This is a genomic window from Nocardioides sp. Z43_10 (genome assembly GCF_059766615.1).
Genome location: NZ_JCBAJY010000008.1, coordinates 186,330 through 206,131, shown reverse-complemented (window position 1 = coordinate 206,131; position 19,802 = coordinate 186,330). Strand labels below are relative to the sequence as shown.

At 72.2% G+C, this 19,802-nt stretch carries 16 protein-coding genes; 4 read left to right on the top strand and 12 right to left on the bottom strand.

Going from position 1 to position 19,802, the window contains the following annotated elements; translation table 11 throughout:
• Window positions 1-41: 41 nt before the first annotated feature.
• The gene (locus tag AC6EI4_RS15850; protein ID WP_498423931.1) at window positions 42-704 is read right to left on the bottom strand and encodes a regulatory protein RecX; all 663 of its coding nucleotides are present in this window, start codon (window positions 702-704) and stop codon (window positions 42-44) included.
• Window positions 688-1,725 carry a recombinase RecA gene (gene recA / locus AC6EI4_RS15845; protein ID WP_498423930.1) on the bottom strand — a complete coding sequence of 346 codons (1,038 nt, stop codon included), beginning with the start codon at window positions 1,723-1,725 and terminating at the stop codon, window positions 688-690. The genes AC6EI4_RS15850 and recA overlap by 17 nt, the downstream gene beginning before the upstream one ends.
• Window positions 1,726-2,019: 294 nt before the next feature.
• On the opposite strand from recA, the gene AC6EI4_RS15840 reads away from it, so the two are divergent.
• Window positions 2,020-2,445 (top strand): organic hydroperoxide resistance protein, encoded by a 426-nt coding sequence (locus AC6EI4_RS15840; RefSeq protein WP_498423929.1) that lies wholly within the window; start codon window positions 2,020-2,022, stop codon window positions 2,443-2,445.
• Window positions 2,446-2,468: 23 nt separating this feature from the next.
• Here the strand turns inward: AC6EI4_RS15840 and AC6EI4_RS15835 are convergent, their stop codons facing one another.
• Complete coding sequence (locus AC6EI4_RS15835) at window positions 2,469-2,660, bottom strand: DUF3046 domain-containing protein (protein ID WP_498423928.1); 192 nt, start codon at window positions 2,658-2,660, stop codon at window positions 2,469-2,471.
• A gap of 111 nt (window positions 2,661-2,771) precedes the next feature.
• Here AC6EI4_RS15835 and AC6EI4_RS15830 point away from each other — a divergent pair, with 111 nt between their 5' ends.
• Window positions 2,772-3,281: a GNAT family N-acetyltransferase gene (locus AC6EI4_RS15830; RefSeq protein WP_498423927.1), complete on the top strand. Its 510-nt coding sequence runs from the start codon at window positions 2,772-2,774 to the stop codon at window positions 3,279-3,281.
• A 7-nt stretch (window positions 3,282-3,288) separates the two neighbouring features.
• On the opposite strand, the gene AC6EI4_RS15825 is transcribed toward AC6EI4_RS15830, so the two are convergent.
• The 3 genes from AC6EI4_RS15825 to AC6EI4_RS15815 are packed head-to-tail and all read right to left on the bottom strand — an operon-like array spanning window position 3,289 to window position 5,818.
• Window positions 3,289-4,092, bottom strand: coding sequence for an ABC transporter permease (locus AC6EI4_RS15825; protein WP_498452045.1), 804 nt, complete (start codon window positions 4,090-4,092; stop codon window positions 3,289-3,291).
• Window positions 4,092-4,883, bottom strand: a complete 792-nt coding sequence (locus tag AC6EI4_RS15820) for an ABC transporter permease (RefSeq protein WP_498452044.1) — start codon at window positions 4,881-4,883, stop codon at window positions 4,092-4,094. Before AC6EI4_RS15820 ends, AC6EI4_RS15825 begins: the two co-directional genes overlap by 1 nt.
• The gene (locus AC6EI4_RS15815) at window positions 4,883-5,818 is read right to left on the bottom strand and encodes an ABC transporter ATP-binding protein (RefSeq protein ID WP_498452043.1); all 936 of its coding nucleotides are present in this window, start codon (window positions 5,816-5,818) and stop codon (window positions 4,883-4,885) included. Before AC6EI4_RS15815 ends, AC6EI4_RS15820 begins: the two co-directional genes overlap by 1 nt.
• 103 nt (window positions 5,819-5,921) lie before the next feature.
• Between AC6EI4_RS15815 and AC6EI4_RS15810 the strand changes: the two genes are divergently transcribed.
• Window positions 5,922-10,520, top strand: coding sequence for an ATP-dependent helicase (locus AC6EI4_RS15810; protein ID WP_498452042.1), 4,599 nt, complete (start codon window positions 5,922-5,924; stop codon window positions 10,518-10,520).
• A complete protein-coding gene (locus AC6EI4_RS15805) occupies window positions 10,513-11,310 on the top strand; it encodes a DNA-formamidopyrimidine glycosylase family protein (protein WP_498423920.1) in 798 nt (265 codons plus the stop codon). The genes AC6EI4_RS15810 and AC6EI4_RS15805 overlap by 8 nt, the downstream gene beginning before the upstream one ends.
• A gap of 19 nt (window positions 11,311-11,329) precedes the next feature.
• Here the strand turns inward: AC6EI4_RS15805 and AC6EI4_RS15800 are convergent, their stop codons facing one another.
• From AC6EI4_RS15800 to rimO, 6 genes are all read right to left on the bottom strand, one after another.
• The gene (locus AC6EI4_RS15800; RefSeq protein ID WP_498423918.1) at window positions 11,330-11,662 is read right to left on the bottom strand and encodes a helix-turn-helix domain-containing protein; all 333 of its coding nucleotides are present in this window, start codon (window positions 11,660-11,662) and stop codon (window positions 11,330-11,332) included.
• A 59-nt stretch (window positions 11,663-11,721) separates the two neighbouring features.
• Window positions 11,722-12,240 carry a CinA family protein gene (locus tag AC6EI4_RS15795; protein ID WP_498452041.1) on the bottom strand — a complete coding sequence of 173 codons (519 nt, stop codon included), beginning with the start codon at window positions 12,238-12,240 and terminating at the stop codon, window positions 11,722-11,724.
• 93 nt (window positions 12,241-12,333) lie between these two features.
• Window positions 12,334-15,180: an ExeM/NucH family extracellular endonuclease gene (locus tag AC6EI4_RS15790; protein ID WP_498452040.1), complete on the bottom strand. Its 2,847-nt coding sequence runs from the start codon at window positions 15,178-15,180 to the stop codon at window positions 12,334-12,336.
• A 105-nt stretch (window positions 15,181-15,285) separates the two neighbouring features.
• Window positions 15,286-17,493, bottom strand: a complete 2,208-nt coding sequence (locus AC6EI4_RS15785) for a bifunctional metallophosphatase/5'-nucleotidase (protein WP_498452039.1) — start codon at window positions 17,491-17,493, stop codon at window positions 15,286-15,288.
• 214 nt (window positions 17,494-17,707) lie between these two features.
• On the bottom strand, window positions 17,708-18,313 hold the full coding sequence (gene pgsA / locus AC6EI4_RS15780) for a CDP-diacylglycerol--glycerol-3-phosphate 3-phosphatidyltransferase (protein ID WP_498423912.1): 606 nt from the start codon (window positions 18,311-18,313) through the stop codon (window positions 17,708-17,710).
• Window positions 18,310-19,725 (bottom strand): 30S ribosomal protein S12 methylthiotransferase RimO, encoded by a 1,416-nt coding sequence (rimO, locus tag AC6EI4_RS15775; RefSeq protein WP_498424022.1) that lies wholly within the window; start codon window positions 19,723-19,725, stop codon window positions 18,310-18,312. The genes pgsA and rimO overlap by 4 nt, the downstream gene beginning before the upstream one ends.
• Window positions 19,726-19,802: the final 77 nt, after the last annotated feature.

The following is a 19,802-nucleotide window of genomic DNA, read 5'->3' as shown; positions in this document are numbered from 1 at the left end:
CACCGGCGGTGTCGTCGCGCGGGCAGCCGGGCGCGGCTGCCTCACCCCTCCAGGTCCGGCACGTCGAGATCGGCGCGCAGCTCCTCACGGATCACCGAGAAGGCGAGCCCGGCCGGATAGCCCTTGCGCGCGAGCATCCCGGCGAGGCGACGGGTCGCCTTCTCCGGCTCCAGCCCGGCCACCGAGCGCAGCTTCTTGCGCACCAGCGCCCGCGCGGCGGCCTCCTCGTCGGCGGGGTCGATCTCGTCGAGGGCCTCACGGGCCAGGTCGTCGTCGATGCCCTTGCGCCGCAGCTCCTGGGCGAGCGCGCGGCGCGCCAGGCCCTTGCCCGGCTGCCTGCTCTCGACCCAGGCGCGAGCGAAGGCACGATCGTCGACCAGCCCGACCTCCTCGAAGCGGTCCAGCAGCCGCTGGCCCACCTCGGGCGGCACGTTCTTCTTCGCCAGCTTGTCGGTGAGCTCCTGACGCGAGCGCGCCTGGCCGGTGAGCTGGTCGAGCAGGATCTTGCGCGCCACCGCCTCCTGGTCGGCCTCCGGACCGCGCGCCACCGGGTCCTCGGGGGGAGGCAGGTCCGCCTGGGGAGCGACCGAGCGGATCCAGGCGGCCACCCCGGCCGCCACGTCACCGCGCCACGGGTCCTCCGCGTCGGTCACGGCCGCCTCGGAGTCGTCGTGGCGCGGTCCGCGCTCAGAAGCTCTCGACACCGGTCGGGTCGGCAGGCACGTCGACGTGCGGGCCGACGCCCAGCTTCTCGAGGATCTTCTTCTCGAGCTCGTTGGCCAGGTCGGGGTTGTCCCTGAGGAACTTGCGGGCGTTCTCCTTGCCCTGTCCCAGCTGGTCGCCCTCGTAGGTGTACCAGGCACCCGCCTTGCGGACCAGGCCGGCCTCGACGCCCACGTCGATCAGGCCACCCTCGCGGCTGATGCCCTTGCCGTACATGATGTCGAACTCGGCCTGCTTGAACGGCGGGGCCACCTTGTTCTTGACGACCTTGATCCGGGTCCGGTTGCCGACCATCTCGGTGCCGTCCTTGAGCGTCTCGATGCGACGCACGTCGAGACGGACCGAGGCGTAGAACTTGAGCGCCTTGCCACCGGTGGTGGTCTCCGGGGAGCCGAACATCACGCCGATCTTCTCGCGCAGCTGGTTGATGAAGATCATCGTGGTGCCCGAGCTGTTGAGGGCACCGGTCATCTTGCGCAGCGCCTGGCTCATCAGCCGGGCCTGCAGCCCCACGTGGCTGTCGCCCATCTCGCCCTCGATCTCCGCGCGCGGCACCAGCGCGGCCACCGAGTCCACGACGATGAGGTCGAGCGCGCCGGAGCGGATCAGCATGTCGGCGATCTCCAGGGCCTGCTCGCCGGAGTCGGGCTGCGAGACCAGCAGCGCGTCGGTGTCGACGCCCAGCGCCTTCGCGTACTCCGGGTCGAGCGCGTGCTCGGCGTCGATGAAGGCGACGATGCCCCCGGCCGCCTGAGCGTTGGCCACCGCGTGCAGCGCGACCGTGGTCTTACCGGAGGACTCCGGACCGTAGATCTCCACCACCCGCCCGCGCGGCAGGCCTCCGATGCCCAGCGCGACGTCCAGCGCGATCGCACCGGAGGGGATCACGCCCAGCGCGGCACGAGTCTCCTCGCCCAGGCGCATGATCGAGCCCTTGCCGAACTGCTTCTCGATGCCCGCGAGCGCGGCATCCAAGGACTTGTTGCGGTCTCCAGCGGCCATGTCATTCCATCCAATCTCCGGGCCCCGTAGAGCCCGCCGTGTGGTGTAGCGAGTCGTGTTCGTCTGTGGGAAGGACGCTAGACAAGACCACCGACAGTGCCGGAATCCTCCCGGAACCTGGGGACAACGAACGCCCCTGCGTCACCTGTGCATCCAGGGTAGCCCGAACAGGTGTTCGACCGAGAATCTCGCCCCCGCGTGTCGCTCGTTGATTTTCCATTGTGCGCAATTGAATCGCCGGATACGTTGGGGAGCGGGTCGGTCCCGGCCCACCACCTCACGGACAGGACCCCCATGGACGCGCTCTACACCGCCGAGGCCCTCGCCACCGGAGCCGGCCGCAACGGCCGCGGCAGCACCCCCGACGGCCGCCTGGACCTCGACCTCGCCGTACCCCAGGAGATGGGCGGCAGCGGCGAGGGGACGAACCCCGAGCAGCTCTTCGCGGTCGGGTACGCGGCGTGCTTCCACTCCGCACTGCAGATGGTGGCCCGCGCCGCCGAGGCCGATGTCACCGACTCCGCCGTGGGCGCCCGCGTCAGCATCGGCGCCGCCGAGGGCGGGGGCTTCCAGCTCGCCGTGACCCTGGAGGTCACCCTGCCCCACCTGTCCCTGGAGGAGGCGGAGAAGCTGGCCGAGCAGGCGCACCAGGTGTGCCCCTACTCCAACGCCACGCGCGGCAACATCGAGGTGACGCTGAGCGTCAACGACGAGGACTGAGCCGCATCCGGGCGCCGCAGGCCCTAACGCAGCGTCTCGGGGAGCTGCTGGTCGCGCCACACCGCCGCCCAGACCTCCTTCGCCGGTACGCCGGCGTCGAGCGCCTGGGTGACGGTGCGATTGCCCAGCTCGCCGATCACGTGATGTTCGGCGAACGTGGGGGCGTGCACGCCGAGGCCCTCCTCGAGGCGGCCCCAGAACTCGGTGAACCTCATCGCGGATCCCTGGGCAGGACAGGGGCCAGGTAGGCGGGGTCGGGGGTGAGCACACGAGCATTCTTCCAGCCACTGCCACATACGCCGCCCGGTGCTGGGAGGATGGCGGCTATGGCCGAGTTCTCGACCCGCTCCGCGACCGAATCCGATCTCGCCGCTATCTCGGCGATCTACACGCACGCGGTGGAGCACTCCACCACCACGTTCGACCTCGAGCCACCCGACATGGACCACTGGCGCGCGCGCCTGGACGGCCAGCACCCCGGTGACCACCTGCTCGTCGCGGTGAGCGACGCGGACACCGTCGTGGGCTATGCCTACTCGTGGTCGTTCCGGCCGCGACCTGCCTACTCCCTGACCCGTGAGACGTCGATCTACCTCGACCGCTCGGTGCGCGGCCAGGGCGTCGGGCGGCTGCTCTACCCCGCACTGCTGCAGACGATGGCGGTCTCGGGGGTGCACACCGCCATCGCCGCGGTCGCGCTGCCGAACCCGGCCAGCGAGCGGCTGCACCAGTCCGTGGGCTTCGAGAAGCTCGGGGTGATGCGGGAGGTGGGTCGCAAGTTCGACCAGTGGATCGACATGGCCTGGTACCAGAAGATGCTGATCAACCTGCCCTGAGGCTCGCTCAGGTCAGCAGGAGGCCGTCCAGGCGCCGCCGGACCACCCACAGCCCGGCCACCCCCATCGCCAGCAGGTAGAGCACCGAGACCAGGGACGCGCTCGTCACCGCCCCGGTGGTCAGCTCGCGGCACAGCACCACGCCCCGGTACAGCGGCGTGCACTCCACCACCCAGCGCAGCGCGCCGTCGAAGGCGGTGATCGGGAAGAACGTGGCCGAGAACAGGAACAGCGGCAGCTGCACCAGCGTCACCTTGTCGAAGTCCTGCCAGCTGGTGAACCACGTGGTCACGGCCATGAAGACAGCCGAGAACGCGAAGCCCAGCAGCACCGCCGCCGGCAGCGCCAGCACCGCCCACCAGGTGTGCACCAGTCCCATCGCCACCATCACCACCAGGAACATCGCGGAGTAGCTCGCCCCGCGGATCAGCCCCCACGCGATCTCGCCGCGAGCGATGTCGGAGGTGGACAGCGGGGTGGCCAGCATCTGGTCGTACAGCTTGGCGTACTTGAGCTTGAAGAAGACGTTGAAGGTGCTGTCCATCATCGCGCCGTTCATCGCCGAGGCCGCCAGCATCCCGGGCGCCACGAACTCGGCGTACCCGATCACCTCGCCGTTGAACTCGAAGGTGTCGATCAGCTGGCCCACCCCGATGCCGATCGAGAGCAGGTAGAAGAACGGCTCCAGGAAGCCGGTCAGGAACAGCTTCCATGCCTGCCGGTAGACCACGTAGTTGCGCAGCACCAGCAGACGGGTGGCCCGCCAGGGGCTCAACGGCGCCGGCACGGGCCCGGGCGAGAACGCCAGCATCAGCTCACCAGCCTGCTGCTCAGCCCGGTCACCGAGAGCCGCCAGCCGAGCGCCGTCAGCGCGCCCAGCACCAGCACGTGGACCGCCGCCAGCGGCCAGTCCACCTGGTCCAGGGTGAGCATCCGGGAGAGGTTGACCCCGTGCCACAGCGGGGTGAGCCGGGCGAGCCACTCCAGCACGGCGCCGAGGTTGGAGATCGGGAAGAACGCCCCCGAGAACAGGAACAGCGGGAACACCCCGAGCCGGTAGATCAGCCCGTAGCCCTCCTCCGAGCGCATCCGCACGCTCAGCGCGTAGACCAGCGTCGAGAAGGTCATCCCGACCAGCACCTGCGCGCCGAGCGCCAGCACCGCTCCCCACCAGGTCGCGAACACCCCGAACGGCGCCAGCACGAGCAGGTAGACCGCGCAGGTGGTCAGCAGCCGGAAGAGCACGAAGAGCTGATGGCCGGCGACCAGGTCGCGCGGCTGCAGCGGCGTGGCCAGCATCGAGTCGTAGACCTTCTGCCACTTCAGCATCGACATCACCGGGTACGTCACCTCGCCGACGGCCGTCTGCATGGCGTGGCTGGCCACCAGCCCCGGCACCACGAACGCCAGGTACGACGTGGCTCCCTCGAGCCGGTCGGGGTCGGCCTGGATGTAGCCGCCGAGCAGCACCCCCATCGCGACCACGTAGAACATCGGCGCCACGAACGAGGAGATCACCGAGCCCTTCCAGGTCCGCTTGTAGACCGTGAACCAGTAGTCGGCCTGCCGGGCGATCGCCTCGCGGGCGCTGAGCGTCTCCATCAGTCCACCAGCGTCCGGCCGGTCATCCGCAGGAAGACGTCCTCCAGGGTGGAGCGGCGCACCAGCACCGCGACGGGCTGCAGCCCCCGCTCGTGCACCTTCGCCACCACCTCCTCGCCGTCGGCGGTGTAGACCAGCAGCCGGTCGGGCAGCACCTCGACCCGCTCGCCCAGGTCGGCCACCTTCTCCGCGAGCTCCTCGTGCTCGCCGATGCCGAAGCGCAGCTCGGCGACCTCGCGGGTGGAGTGCTCACGGATCAGGCTCAGCGGGGCGCCCTCGGCCACGATCCGGCCCTTGTCCATCACCACCAGCCGGTCGCACAGCTGCTCGGCCTCGTCCATGTAGTGCGTGGTGAGCACCAGCGTCACGCCGGCCTGCTTGAGCCGGAACAGCCGATCCCACAGCACGTGGCGGGCCTGCGGGTCGAGCCCGGTGGTGGGCTCGTCCAGGAGCAGCAGGTCGGGCCGGTTGATCAGCGAGCGCGCGATCGTGAGGCGCCGCTTCATCCCGCCGGAGAGGTCCTCGACCTTGCTGCGGGCCTTGTCGGTGAGCTGGACGAACTCCAGCAGCTCATCGGCGCGCTCGCGAACCTCGGTCCGCGACAACCCGAAGTAGCGCCCGTAGATGACCAGGTTGTCGCGCACGTTGAGCTCGGCGTCGAGGGTGTCGTCCTGCGGGCACACCCCGAGCCGCCCGCGCACGGCGGGGCCCTGCGTGGTCGGATCCAGCCCCAGCACCCGCAGCGTCCCGCTGGTGGGTGGAGAGACGGCCGCGATCATCCGCATCGCCGAGGACTTGCCCGCGCCGTTGGGCCCGAGGAACCCGAACGCCTCGCCGCGCCGTACATCGACGTCGATGCCGCGCACCGCCTCCAGCTCGCCGAACGACTTGCGCAGGTCGCGGGCGTAGATCATCGACTCCGGGAGTTCGGCCACCTCGCGGACCCTAGTGCGCGGCTCCGGCCAGGTGAAGTGGTTTCCGGCCGGCGGCCGGGCGCGACCCGGAGGCGCTGTCGGTGCCGTCCGGCAGGATGGAGCCGTGCCCGACGTACTCGACCGGTTCAGCGACGCGACCCGCACCTGGTTCGCCGCCGCCTTCGCCGAGCCCACCGCCGCCCAGGCCGGCGCGTGGCAGGCGATCGGCGCCGGGCGGCACGCCCTGGTGGTGGCGCCCACCGGCTCGGGCAAGACGCTCTCGGCGTTCCTGTGGTCGCTGGACCGGCTGATGACCGGCCCGCCGCCCGCCGACCGGCTGCACCGCTGCCGGGTGCTCTACGTGTCGCCGCTCAAGGCGCTCGCGGTCGACGTGGAGCGCAACCTGCGCGCGCCGCTGACCGGGATCCGGCACACCGCGGACCGGCTCGGCTCGCCGGTGCCCGACGTCACCGTCGGCGTCCGCTCGGGCGACACCCCGGCCGCCGAGCGACGCCGGTTGGCCAGCGCTCCCCCGGACATCATGATCACCACGCCGGAGTCGCTGTTCCTGATGCTGACCTCGCAGGCGCGCGAGTCGCTGCGCGGCGTCGAGACGGTGATCCTCGACGAGGTGCACGCGGTGGCCGGCACCAAGCGCGGCGCCCACCTCGGGGTCTCCCTGGAGCGCCTCGACGCGCTGCTGGAGCGCCCGGCCCAGCGGATCGGGCTGTCGGCGACCGTGCGGCCCCTCGACGAGGTGGCCCGCTTCCTCGGCGGCTCGGCCCCGGTGGAGATCGTCGCCCCGCCCTCGGAGAAGCGCTGGGACCTGAAGGTCGTCGTGCCGGTGGAGGACATGTCCGCTCCCGGCGAGTACGACGAGGAGTCCGAGGACCCGCAGCGCAGCGCCTCGATGTGGCCGCACGTCGAGGAGCGGGTCGTCGACCTGGTCGAGCAGCACCGCTCCACGATCGTCTTCGCCAACTCCCGCCGCCTCGCCGAGCGGCTCACCGCCCGGCTCAACGAGATCGCCGCCGAACGCGCCGCCGCCCGCGACGCCGAGCGCGACGGCGAGCGTGACGGCGAGCGTGACGGCGACCGAGACGCCGAACCGGGCCGGACGCCCACCGCGCCACCGGCCCAGGTGATGGCCCAGGCCGGCCAGAGCCACGGCGCGGCGACGGTGATCGCGAAGGCCCACCACGGCTCGGTCTCCAAGGAGCAGCGGGCGCTGATCGAGGACGACCTCAAGCGCGGCCGGCTCCCCTGCGTGGTGGCCACCAGCAGCCTCGAGCTCGGCATCGACATGGGCGCGGTCGACCTGGTGATCCAGATCGAGTCACCGCCCTCGGTGGCCAGCGCCCTGCAGCGGGTCGGCCGCGCCGGGCACCAGGTCGGCGAGGTCTCGCGCGGCGTGCTCTTCCCCAAGCACCGCGGCGACCTCGCCCAGACGGCGGTGGCGGTGGAGCGGATGCGCAGCGGAGCCATCGAGTCCCTGCACGTGCCCGCCAACCCACTCGACGTGCTCGCCCAGCAGGTGGTCGCCGCGACGGCGCTGGAGGCGTGGGACGTCGAGGATCTCTACGAGCTGTTCCGCCGCTGCGCCGCCTTCACCTCGCTGCCGCGCAGCGCCTACGACGCGACCCTGGACCTGCTCAGCGGCCGCTACCCCTCCGACGAGTTCGCCGAGCTTCGGCCGCGGATCGTCTGGGACCGGGTCACCGGCCGGCTCACCGGACGCCCCGGCGCCCAGCGGCTCGCGGTGACCAGTGGTGGCACCATCCCCGACCGCGGCCTGTACGGCGTCTTCCTCGTCGGCGGCGAGGGGCCGGGACGACGCGTCGGCGAGCTCGACGAGGAGATGGTCTACGAGTCGAGGGTCGGCGACGTCTTCGCGCTGGGCGCGACCAGCTGGCGCATCGAGGACATCACCCACGACCGGGTCCTGGTCACCCCGGCGCCCGGCGTCCCCGGCCGGCTGCCGTTCTGGAAGGGCGACGCGCTGGGGCGCCCCGCCGAGCTGGGCGAGGCGATCGGCGCCTTCACCCGTGAGCTCGCCTCGCTGCCCCCCGAGACGGCCGGCAAGCGGGCCCAGCAGGACGGCCTGGACGAGTGGGCGGCCGCCAACCTCGTCGCCTACCTGGGCGAGCAGCAGGAGGCCGTCAACGTGCTGCCCAGCGACCGGTCCGTGGTCGTGGAGCGCTTCCGCGACGAGCTGGGCGACTGGCGCCTGGTCGTGCACTCCCCCTACGGCACCCCCGTCCACGCCCCGTGGGCGCTGGCCATCAACGCCCGGCTGCGCGAGCGCCACGGGGTGGACGGGCAGGCGGTGGCCTCCGACGACGGCATCGTGATCCGGATCCCCGACACCGACGCCGAGCCGCCGGCGGGCGACCTGGTGGTGTTCTCCCCCGACGAGATCGAGGACCTGGTCACCGCCGAGGTCGGCGGGTCCGCGCTCTTCGCCGCGCGCTTCCGCGAGTGCGCGGCCCGGGCCCTGCTGCTCCCCCGCCGCGATCCCGGCCGGCGCTCCCCGCTGTGGCAGCAGCGCCAGCGCTCGGCCCAGCTGCTCGAGGTCGCCGCGCGCTACCCCAGCTTCCCGATCGTGCTGGAGGCGGTGCGCGAATGCCTCCAGGACGTCTACGACCTGCCCGCGCTGGTCGCGCTGATGCGGCGGGTGGACCGGCGCGAGGTGGTGGTCTCCGACGTCGCGACGACCTCGCCCTCGCCGTTCGCGCGCACCCTGCTCTTCGGCTACGTCGCGCAGTTCCTCTACGAGGGCGACTCCCCGATCGCCGAGCGCCGCGCCGCCGCGCTCTCCCTGGACCAGGGCCTGCTCGCCGAGCTGCTCGGCCGCGCGGAGCTGCGCGAGCTCCTCGACCCCGAGGTGCTCGCGGAGGTGGAGGCCGAGCTGCAGCGGCTCGCCCCGGACCGCCGCGCCCGCGACGCCGAGGGGGTCGCGGACCTGCTCCGGCTGCTGGGTCCCCTGACCACCGCGGAGGTCACCGAGCGGTCGGTGGCCGAGGACGCCTCGCCCTGGCTCGCCGAGCTGCACGCCGTACGACGCGTGGTCGAGGTGCGGGTGGCCGGTGAGGAGCGCTGGACGGCCATCGAGGACGTCGCCCGGCTGCGCGACGGACTCGGGGTGCCGGTCCCGCCGGGCACGCCGGACGTCTTCACCGACCCGGTGGAGGACCCGCTGGGCGACCTGGTCTCGCGCTACGCCCGCAGTCACGGGCCGTTCACGGTCGAGGAGCTGGCCGCCCGCTACGGCCTGGGCCCGGCGGTGGTGCGGCACACGCTGCAGCGCCTCGGCGCCGCCGGGCGGGTCCTGGACGGCGAGTTCCGCCCCGCGGGATCGGGCACCGAATGGTGCGACGCCGAGGTGCTGCGCAAGATCCGGCGCCGCTCGCTGGCCCGGCTGCGCAAGGAGGTCGAGCCGGTCGAGCCCGAGGCGCTCGGCCGCTTCCTTCTCGCCTGGCAGCACGTCAGCCCCACCGCACGCGGCGGGCTGCGCGGCATCGACGGGGTGCTCGCGGCCGTCGACCAGCTGGCCGGCTGCGCGGTCCCCGCCTCGGCGCTGGAGCCGCTGGTCCTCGCGGCCCGGGTGCGCGACTACCAGCCCTCCTACCTCGACGAGCTCACCGCCTCGGGCGAGGTGCTCTGGGCCGGCCACGGCCCCCTGCCCGGAGCCGACGGGTGGGTCTCACTGCACCTGGCCGACCAGGCCCACCTGACGCTGCCCGCCCCCGAGCCGCTGGAGACCACGGTGCTGCAGCAGGCGGTGCTGGACGCGCTGGCGCCAGGCGGCGCCTGGTTCTTCCGCCAGCTCGCCGACGCGGTCGGCTCCACCGACGACAAGGCGCTCGCGGCGGCGCTGTGGGAGCTGGTCTGGGCCGGCCGCGTCAGCAACGACACCCTCACCCCACTGCGCGCGCTCGCCCGGGGCGGCACACCGGCGCACCGCTCACGCCGGCCACCGGCACGCGCCCGGATGACCGGCGCCCGCGGCACCCGGCTGCCCTCGCGCACCGGTCCGCCAGAGACGGCCGGACGCTGGGCGCTGCTGCCGGCCACCGACCCCGATCCCACCCGACGCGCCCACGCCGGCGCCGAGCACCTGCTGGACCGGCACGGGGTGGTCATCCGCGGTGCGGTGATGAGCGAGCGGGTTCCCGGGGGGTTCGCCGGCGTCTACAAGGTGCTGGCCGCCTTCGAGGAGCAGGGCCGGTGCCGGCGCGGCTACTTCGTCAGCGGCCTGGGCGCCGCCCAGTTCGGCACCGCCGGCGCCGTGGACCGGCTGCGCACCTTCGCCGAGCTCCCCCCGGGCGCCGAGCCGGTCGCGGTCGCCCTGGCCGCCACCGACCCCGCCAACCCCTACGGCGCCGCCCTGCCGTGGCCCGAGCGGGAGAGCGCCGCCGAGGGCGGGGCGGGGCATCGCCCCGGACGCAAGGCGGGCGCCCTGGCCGTGCTCGTCGACGGTGCGCTGGTGCTCTACGTCGAACGCGGCGGGCGCACCCTGCTCACCTGGTCCGACGACGTCGCGGTGCTCACCCCGGCCGTCCAGGCGCTCGCCGAGGCCACCCGTCGCGGCACGCTGGGCCGTCTCACCGTCGAGCGGGCCGACGGCGCCGCGCTGCTCGGCTCCGGGCCCACGCCGCTGCGCGAGGCCCTGCAGAGCGCCGGGTTCGTCTCCACCCCGAAGGGGCTGAGGATCCGTGCCTGAGGGCGACACCGTGCTCCGCACCGCCCGGCGGCTGCACCAGGCCCTGTCCGGGCGAGACCTGCTGAGCACCGACCTGCGGGTGCCCGAGCTGGCCACCGCCGACCTGTCCGGGGCCCGGGTCAGCGAGACCGTCGCCCGGGGCAAGCACCTGTTGACCCGGATCGACGGCGTCGAGTCGTGGACGCTGCACACCCACCTCAAGATGGAGGGCAGCTGGCACGTCTACCGGGCCGGAGAGCGCTGGCGCCGCCCCGCCCACCAGGCCCGGGCGGTGCTCGCGGTGCCGGGCGCACAGGCCGTCGGCTTCTCCCTCGGCGTGGTGGAACTGCTGCCTCGCGACGCCGAGCAGGACGCGGTCGGCCACCTCGGTCCCGACCTGCTCGGCCGCGACTTCGACGAGGACGAGGCGCTGCGCCGGCTGCGCGCGGAGCCGGACCGGCCCGTGGTGGAGGCGCTGCTGGACCAGGGCATCGTGGCAGGAATCGGGAACATGTACGCCGCCGAGCTCTGCTTCGTCGCCGGCGTGCACCCGCACACCCCGGTCGCCGAGGCGCCCGATCTGCTCCGGCTGCTGCGACGGGCCCGCCAGATGCTCCAGGTGAACGCCGAGCGCTCGGTGCAGTCGACCACCGGCAGCCTGCGCCAGGGCGAGCGGATGTGGGTGTACCGACGTGATCGCCGGCCCTGTCGTCGCTGCGCGACGAGCATCGCGGTGGCGATGCGTGGCGAGCCGGGCCGCGAGCGCGCGTCGTACTGGTGCCCGAGCTGTCAACCGGAGGTCGCCGGCTGACCCGGACGGTGCGGGCGGGTCAGGCGGCGGAGGCGACCACGTCGCCGGTGGTGCCGCGGCGCGCGGCGACCGGGACGGCCGGGATCTCGATGCGCGCGGTCTCCAGCGCGATCGCGGCCTCTTCGAGGGCGATGGCGTCGCTGACGTCGCGAAGCACCTCCGACAGCGGCAGGTCCAGCGCCGCGCACAGCGAGGCCAGCAGCTCGGAGGAGGCCTCCTTGTGGCCGCGCTCGATCTCGGAGATGTAGCCCAGGCTCACCCGGGCCTCGGCGGAGACCTCGCGCAGGGTCATGCCGCGCTTCATCCGCTGCGTGCGGAGCACGTCGCCGAGCAGCCGACGAAACAGCACCATGGGCGCACATCCTCTCCGTGTCAGTGGGGCAACGCTACCCGAGGGGGGTTGATTCCCGGTCAGGCGGGAGCCGCCGGCTCGTGCAGCATGGCAGACAGCGCCGACAGCGCGGCCGCACAGGTCCCCTCCCGGATCGCGTGCCGGTCCCCGTCCAAGGAGAGCGGGACGACCGTGGTGCCCGCAGAGGCGGCGACCGCCACGAAGACCGTGCCCACGTCCTTGTCCTCCTGCGTGCCCGGTCCGGCCACGCCGGTGGTGGCGAGCGCGTACGTGGCGCCGGTGAGCCGGCGTACCCCGTCGGCCATGGCGCGCGCACACTCGGCGGAGACCACGCCGTGCTCGGCCACCAGCTCCTGGGGCACGCCGAGCAGGCTCTCCTTCAGCGCGGTGGCGTAGGAGACCACGCCACCGAGGTAGACCTGCGAGGCCCCGGGGGCGTCGGTGAGCAGGGACGCGAGCAGGCCGCCGGTCAGCGACTCGGCCGTCACCACGGTCTCCTCACGCTCCTGCAGCAGCACGTGCAGATTGGCCGCCAGTGCGGCGATGGCCACGTCGCGTGGACCCTCCGAGTTGCTCACCGCGGGAATGTTGCCAGAGGGCCCCGACCCCAAACGTGGGCTACGCAACAGGGGGCCGCCCCGAAGGACGGCCCCCTGTGCGCAGTGAGTGGACTACCTGCGACGCACCACCCGGAAGGTGACCGTCTTCGTGCTGCGCTTGACGTTCCCGGCGCCCAGGTAGGTCACCTTGACCGTCTTGCGACCGGGCCGGCCGAACTTCGCCAGCCGGACCAGCGCCTTGCCCTGGCGCAGGGTCACCGTGCGGGCGTCCCGCCCGGCGACCCGGATGATGACCTTGCCGGTCGGCACGACGCCGGCCGCCCGGACGTTGATCCGCACCAACGGGCGGGTCCGCTTCGCGACCACCCGGCGCGTGAGGACCTTGAGCGACGTCACGGACTTCACCTTGGCCACGACAGCGGGGGCGAGGTCCAGCCCGAGGATCACCGGGTCGTGGTCGGAGGACCGGAACGGCGTCGGCTGGTGGAAGTCGGTGCCGTGGTAGTTGAACCGGCTGTACTCCAGCGGGAGGGCCTCACCGGAGTTGATGTTCCAGATGTCGGCGCCGGTGGCGGCCTTCATCGCCGCGGCGTTCGCGAGGACGTGGTCCAGCGAACCCGACAGACCGGAGAACGAGTAGGAGTACTCGTCGGCGGCGAACTCCGTGGCCACGTTCTGGTAGCCGGCGTCGCCGAGCACCTGCAGCGGGTCCTCCATCGCGTAGGAGTTGAAGTCGCCGGCCAGCAGCACCGCCTCGACCCCGAGCGCCGTCTGCACGGTCGGGATCCAGTCGCGCAGCGCCGTCGCCTGGGCGATGCGGTCCGGGTTGGCGTTGCCCTGCCCGGTGCCGTCGTCGACGCCGGAGCCCTTGGACTTGAAGTGGTTGACCACGAGCAGGAACGGCTCGCCGCCCTTCACCGGGGCGAAAGCCTGGGCGATCGGCTCGCGGGCGCTGTCGAACGCCTCGCCGGTGCCGCTCAGCTCGCCGAGCGCACGAGCGGCCCCGACGCGCTTGACCGAGTCGGCCTTGTAGATGATCGCGTTGGAGATGACGTCCATCTCCGCCGCCGGTGGGAGGTCGCTGGAGGACGGGTTCGCCGCCCACACCGCCCGCCCGGCGTCGGCGTTGAGCGCGGCGACCAGGGTCTCGGTGGCCTCGTCGGCGCTCTCACCGAGCTTCAGCGAGTTCTCGATCTCCATCAGGCCGACCACGTCGGCGTCGAGCGCGTTGATCGCCTTGACGATCTTGATCTGCTGACGCGCCAGGTCCTCCGGGTCCCAGGCGCCGCGCTGGTCGCACCCACCGCTGACGTTGGTGCCGTCGCCCGCACGGTCCTTGTAGGCCACGCAGCCGCCGTCACCGACGTTGTCGTCGTCGGCGTCCCCGAGGGTGGTGAAGTAGTTCAGCACGTTGAACGAGGCGACCTTGACGTCCGCCTTGCCGGCCGGGTCGAGGCGCTCCTCATCGGGTGCGGCGGTGCGGGTGTTCTCGAAGGTGGCCGGGGAGGCGGCGTTGTCCGGGCCGATCACCGGCACCAGCGGCTGGAACCGGTAGGTCGGCGCGGTGGCCGAGCCGCCCTCGGTGAAGATCACCGGCGCGGTGAAGGTGACACCGGCGCCGACCCGAACCGGCTTGTCGTGGGAGATGTAGGCCGGGGTGAGGCCGCTGTTGGACGCCGAGGAGAAGTTCACCGACGAGGCGTCGTCGAGCTGGATGGCCCGCGCCGTGTTGTCGGCCTCGAGCGCCTGGATCGCGGCGGTGTCCTGGGCGTCCGCCACCTCGGTGGGCTGGATCAGCGGCTGGTCGCCCTGGGCCAGCCCGAGCTCACCGAACTGGTTGGTGTTGTAGGTGTTGGTGACGGTGAAGTCGCCAGCGGGCACGTAGAGCATCCCCTCGAGGAGCTCCTTCTCCTCCCGCGTCGTGGGCCACTCGGTGGTGGTGGGCACCACCGGGTCGACCACGTCGGTGAGCTTGGCGATGTCGGCCGAGGCCGTCACGCTCACCTGGGTCATCCCGTTGTACTCCGCCACGGTGCCGGTCACCTGCACGAAGTCGCCCGGCGTGACGGTCACGGGTCGTGCCGAGGCCTCCTGGTAGACGAAGACGGCCTCGGACGAGGTGCGGGTGGACAGGTCCACGTCCGCGCCGCCGGAGCCGGGCCTCTGGAGGTAGAAGCCGTTGAGCCCGCCGGTGGGGTACGCCGCGGTGACCACGCCGGTGGTGACGACCGTGGTGCCCGCCAGCGGGCTGGCCATGCCCGGACCCTGGATCTGCGCGATGCTGGCGGCCACCGGGTCCGGGGTCTCCACGGGAGGCTCGCTCCCGCCGCCGGCGCCCGAGTTCTGGGGCGTGGGCGTGTTCGCCGTGAAGTCTGCGCTGTTGACGTCGGTGTCGCTGCCGGTGGCCGAGCGGCTGACCGAGGTGGAGTTGCTCATCGCCGGAGCCGCGGTGGTCTCGAAGACGTTGCTGGCGACCCCCACGAGGTCCACCACGGTGCTGTGACCGGCCGTGGCGAAGGCACCGGTCCCGGGGTTCACCGGGGTCGTGTTTCTGACCAGCATGGCCGTGCCGTTGGAGCCGCCCATGTTGATCGAGCCGGCGACGTCCGGGGTGGGCAGCTCGACGGTTCCGCCGGCACCGGGGCCCTGGCCGACGAGGAAGTGGCTCTTGGCCGGCACGCTCCCGGTCAGCGGCGTGACCCCGGTGGCGGCGGCCGTGCCGGTGCCGCTGCGCCACTGGACCGACCAGCCGGCCACCGAGATGGCGGCGTCGGTGGGGTTGTAGATCTCGATGAAGTCGTTCTTGAGGGTGGCACCGCTGTTGCCGCCGCCGCCGTAGACCTCGCTGATCACGAGGCCGGTACCGGCGGGGTCGGCCGCAGCCGTGGGAGTGACGAGACCGGTGACCGCGAAACCGAGGGCGACGCCCACGGTGATTCGCTTCCGGGTTGAGGACATGAAAGGGCCCTTCGAAAGAGGGAGATGCGGGGAACGACGACGCCGGGCAAGGGCCCGGAGCCGCCGGGGCGCGGGGACCGGCCGTGGCCGGCCCCCGCGCGGGGTTCAGCGGCGTCGCACGTGGATGCGGACGACCTTCTTGCTCGCCTTGACCGACTCGTCGCCGAAGTAGCGCACGGTGACCGTCTTCATGCCGCGGGCGGCGTAGGGGCGCACCGTGAAGGTGGCGACGCCGTCCACGACGCGTCGCGTGTAGAGCTTGCCGCCGGTGCGCAGCGTGACCTTGCCGGTGGCCGAGACACCCGGTGCGGCCACGTTGACCCGGAACGTCGGGCGGCTCTTCTTGGCGCGGACCTTGTTGGCCGGCTTCTTGACCTGCAGGGCCGAGGAGACCTTGACCTTCTCGACGGGCACCGAGACGGTCGTGCCCGAGGGCTGGGCCACGATCTCGATCACCGTCGAGGCACGCACCGTGTGAGGCACGGTGAAGGCCACGTCGGCGGAGCCGGCGGTGACGGCGATGTCCTTGGCCACCGACACCCGGTCCTCACCGGTCACGGCGAAGACCTCGAGCGAGGTGTTCGCCGGGCTGCCCAGCGAGGTCAGGTCGAGCTTCGACAGGGTGAACTTGACCGCCGAGCCGCTCCGCACGGAGGCGGGCAGGCCGGACGCCTCGACCTGCTGGCGCGCGAAGTCGGGCGTGATCGGGGAGTTGTCCCTGAGGTAGGCACGCCACATGTCGGCGTCGAGCAGACCGGTGTCGGTCATCGTCCCGGACGTGAACGCCCGGAAGTTGTCGCCGCCCGCCGCGAGGAACGACAGCGTCGAGACGGTGTACGTCGCGGCCGGGTCGATCGGCTTGCCGTCGAGCCAGATCGAGGTGATCCGCTGCCCGGCCGGCTTGGCCGAGTCGGCGGTGACCCGCACGTTGTCGGACAGCCCCAGCTGCAGGTAGGGCCGCGAGGGGACCGCGCCTGCGGCGTCGGTCTGCCACTGCTGCTCCAGCACGGCCTTGATCTGAGCGCCGGTCATCTTGACCAGCGCGACCGTGTTGTTGAACGGCAGCACCGCGTTGGCCTCGGCGTAGGTGACCACACCGTCGCCGTTCGCGGGGTTGGCGGCCGTGTTCCCGGCGTACAGCAGCTCCGCGCGCAGGCCGCCGGGGTTGGTGATGCCCAGGTCGACCTCGGCGAATTGAATGCCGTCGCGCAGGGCGTTGCCGACCAGGCCGCCGAGCGTGGACTCCGAGGCCCGGTCGTCGCGGCTGCCGCCGACGTAGGCGGTGGTGACGTCGCCGGTGATCGCGCCGATCGGCTGGTTGCCCACCTCCGCGGCCTCCGCCAGGGCCGCGTCGGTGATCGTCTTGACCTCGGCGACCCGGGGGAAGCTCAGGTCCTCGGTCGCGACGCGGGCGACGTTCTGCTGGGTGTGCGCCGAGACCTCACCCGTCACGGAGTCGACCGTCAGGGTGATCTGGCCGATGTTCTCGCCGTACGAGCCGGTCTGCAGCACCGGCCGGGTCTTGCCGGCGGCGCCGGGGACGGGAGCCACCCAGGCGTACTGCTTGTGGGTGTGTCCGGTGAAGATGGCGTCCACGTCGGCGGAGGTCTTCGTGACGATGTCGGCGAAGGTGCCGCCGGCGGCGACCTCCTGCTCGAGCGTGCTGTTGTCGGGGGTGCCGGCGCCGGCGCCCTCGTGGTACTCGGCGACGATGACGTCGGCCTCGCCGTTGTCCTCGTTGCCGTCGGAGAGCTGGGCGGCGACCCGGTTCGTGGCGACCACCGGGTCCCCGAAGGTCAGACCCTGCACGCCCGTGGGAGAGACCATGGCGGGGGTCTCCTCGGTCACGGTGCCGATGACGCCGACGGTCAGTCCGCCTGCCTCAACCAGCGCGAACTCCTCGAGTGCCGGGGTCGTGGTGCCCTTGGTGTAGACGTTGGCGCCGAGGTAGTCCCACTGCGCCGCGTCCGTGACACGGCCGGTCAGGTCGTCGAACCCGTTGTCGAACTCGTGGTTGCCGACCGCGGAGGTGGCGAGGTCGAGCGCGTTCAGCACGTCGAGGGTCGGCTGGTCGTCCTGGTGGCTGGAGGCGAACAGCGAAGCACCGATGTTGTCGCCGGCCGAGAGCAGGACCGTGCTGTCCTCTCCCCCTGTGGCGCGCAGCCGCTCGACGGTGGTGGCGAACTTCGTCGTGTTGGCGTCGATGCGGCCGTGGAAGTCGTTGATGTTCAGCAGGGTGATCTCGACCGGGTCGGCGGCCTGCGCCGGCGCCATGAAGACGGTCAGGGGCGCGGCGACGAGGCTGAGCCCCACCCCCGCGGTCAGGGCCCGAAGACCCCGTCGTGCCGGGCTGCTACCCGGCGATGAGTGGCTGGAGTACAAGGCAAAACCTTTCCAGAAGGCGATTCGCGCGGAGGGTGGAGCGCGGTCACCATAACGCCGCGAGGCGTACCGAAAAGGTGCTTTCGGGTGTCGATTGCATGACGGAAAGTTCGTGGTCCGAACACGTGCCCGGAGAAGCTCCGGCTCAGCGCCGGCGCAGCTGGTGGCGCTGGCGCCACACGTCGCGGAAGAACTCGTAGCCCGACCACATCGTCATCGCCACCGCGCCCGCCAGGCACACCTGGAACGCGTAGAACAGCACCTCGCCGACCGACTCCATCGCGCCGTCGAGGTGCAGCAGCGGCAGCGACAGCCCGCCCAGCGCCACGGCCTGCAGGGTGGTCTTGATCTTGCCGCTCTGGCTGGCCGCGATCACCACGGACTTCAGCACCGAGAGCCGCAGCAGCGTCACGCTCCACTCGCGCAGCAGCACGACGATGGTGACCCACCACCAGACCTCGCCGACCACCGAGAGCCCGATCAGCGCCATCCCGGTGATCGCCTTGTCCGCGATCGGGTCCGCGATCTTGCCGAAGTCGGTGACGATGTTGCGGGCCCGGGCGATGTCACCGTCGATCTTGTCGGTGAGCATGGCCAGCCCGAAGATGACGAAGGCCACCGTGCGCCACAGCACCGAGTCGCCGCCGTCGGCGAGCAGGGCCCAGCCGAAGAACGGCACCATCACGATGCGCAGGGTGGTCAGCGCGTTGGGCAGGTTCCAGTTGGTGGTGGCGGCGCTGGTCTCGGTCATCCCCGGCCCCCGTCCACCTGGGCGACCAGGTCGACGCCCTCGGTGTCGATCACCGTGGCGCTCACCAGGTCGCCGATGCGTACGTCGTGCGGCGCGCCCTCGAGCAGCGTCGTCCCGTCCACCTCCGGGCCCTGGTGGGCGGCTCGCCCCTCCACCACGCCGTCCTCGAGCGACTCCACGAGCACCTCGACCCGCTCGCCGATCCGCTCCTCGGCGCGCTGGGCGTTGAGCTCCTCGACGAGCCCGGTGACGTGCTCGGTGCGGGCGCGGACCTCGTCCTCGTCCAGCTTCGCCTGGTACGTCGCGGCCTCGGTGCCGTCCTCGTCAGAGTAGCCGAAGACGCCGGTCACGTCGAGGCGCGCGGCCTCCAGGAAGTCGCACAGCGTCTGCAGCTCGTCCTCGGTCTCGCCGGGGAAGCCGACGATCACGTTGGAGCGGATGCCGGCCTGCGGCGCGAGCGCGCGGATCTGCTCGAGCAGCCCGAGGAAGCTGTCGGGGTCCCCGAAGCGGCGCATCCGGCGCAGCACCGTGGCGCTGGCGTGCTGGAAGGACAGGTCGAAGTAGGGCACCACGCCGGGGGTGGAGGCGATCGCCTCGATCAGACCGGGCCGGGTCTCGGCGGGCTGGAGGTAGGAGACCCGCACCCGGGCGATGCCCTCGATCGCGGCCAGGTCGGGAAGCATCGTCTCGAGCAGGCGCAGGTCGCCGAGGTCCTTGCCGTAGGACGTGGAGTTCTCGCTGACCAGGAACAGCTCGCGGACGTCCTGGGTGGCCAGCCACTGGGCCTCCTGGAGCACGTCGCTGGGGCGGCGGCTGACGAACGATCCGCGGAAGCTGGGGATGGCGCAGAAGGTGCAGCGCCGGTCGCAGCCGCTGGCCAGCTTGAGCGGCGCCATCGGACCGCCCTCCAGGCGGCGGCGCATCGCGCGGGGCCCGCTGACCGGGGCGACCCCGTCCGGCAGGTCGGTCACCGCGTGGCCGGGGACGCTGAGCGTGCTCGCGTCGCGCTCGACCGGGGAGATCGGCAGCAGCCGGCGCCGGTCCTGCGGCGTGTGCGCGTGGTGGGTCTCGCCGGCGACGATCGAGCGCAGCCGGGCGGCGATGTCGGGGTAGTCGTCGAAGCCGAGCACCGCGTCCGCCTCGGGCAGGGACTCGGCCAGCTCGTTGCCGTAGCGCTCGGCCAGGCAGCCGACCGCCACGACGGCCTGCGGGCGACCGGACTCCTTGAGGTCCGCGGCCTCCAGCAGGGTGTCCACGGAGTCCTTCTTGGCGGCCTCGACGAAGCCGCAGGTGTTGACCACCACGGTGTCGGCCTCGGCCGGGTCGTCGACCAGGCGGAAGCCGTCGGCCTCGAGCCGGCCGGCCAGCTCCTCGGAGTCGACCTCGTTGCGTGCGCAGCCCAGGGTCACCATCGCGACCGACAGCAGCGTGCGGTTCGGCGCGACCCCGACCTCAGCAGCGGGCTGGGTGGGCACGTGGACAGTCGGGA

Excerpts from the sequence above, each read along its gene's own strand:
- recA (WP_498423930.1), bottom strand. The coding sequence starts at position 1,725 with ATGGCCGCTGGAGACCGCAACAAGTCCTTGGATGCCGCGCTCGCGGGC.
- AC6EI4_RS15840 (WP_498423929.1), top strand. The coding sequence starts at position 2,020 with ATGGACGCGCTCTACACCGCCGAGGCCCTCGCCACCGGAGCCGGCCGC.
- AC6EI4_RS15835 (WP_498423928.1), bottom strand. The coding sequence starts at position 2,660 with ATGAGGTTCACCGAGTTCTGGGGCCGCCTCGAGGAGGGCCTCGGCGTG.
- AC6EI4_RS15830 (WP_498423927.1), top strand. The coding sequence starts at position 2,772 with ATGGCCGAGTTCTCGACCCGCTCCGCGACCGAATCCGATCTCGCCGCT.
- AC6EI4_RS15825 (WP_498452045.1), bottom strand. The coding sequence starts at position 4,092 with ATGCTGGCGTTCTCGCCCGGGCCCGTGCCGGCGCCGTTGAGCCCCTGG.
- AC6EI4_RS15820 (WP_498452044.1), bottom strand. The coding sequence starts at position 4,883 with ATGGAGACGCTCAGCGCCCGCGAGGCGATCGCCCGGCAGGCCGACTAC.
- AC6EI4_RS15800 (WP_498423918.1), bottom strand. The coding sequence starts at position 11,662 with ATGGTGCTGTTTCGTCGGCTGCTCGGCGACGTGCTCCGCACGCAGCGG.
- AC6EI4_RS15790 (WP_498452040.1), bottom strand. The coding sequence starts at position 15,180 with ATGTCCTCAACCCGGAAGCGAATCACCGTGGGCGTCGCCCTCGGTTTC.
- pgsA (WP_498423912.1), bottom strand. The coding sequence starts at position 18,313 with ATGACCGAGACCAGCGCCGCCACCACCAACTGGAACCTGCCCAACGCG.
- rimO (WP_498424022.1), bottom strand. The coding sequence starts at position 19,725 with ATGGTGACCCTGGGCTGCGCACGCAACGAGGTCGACTCCGAGGAGCTG.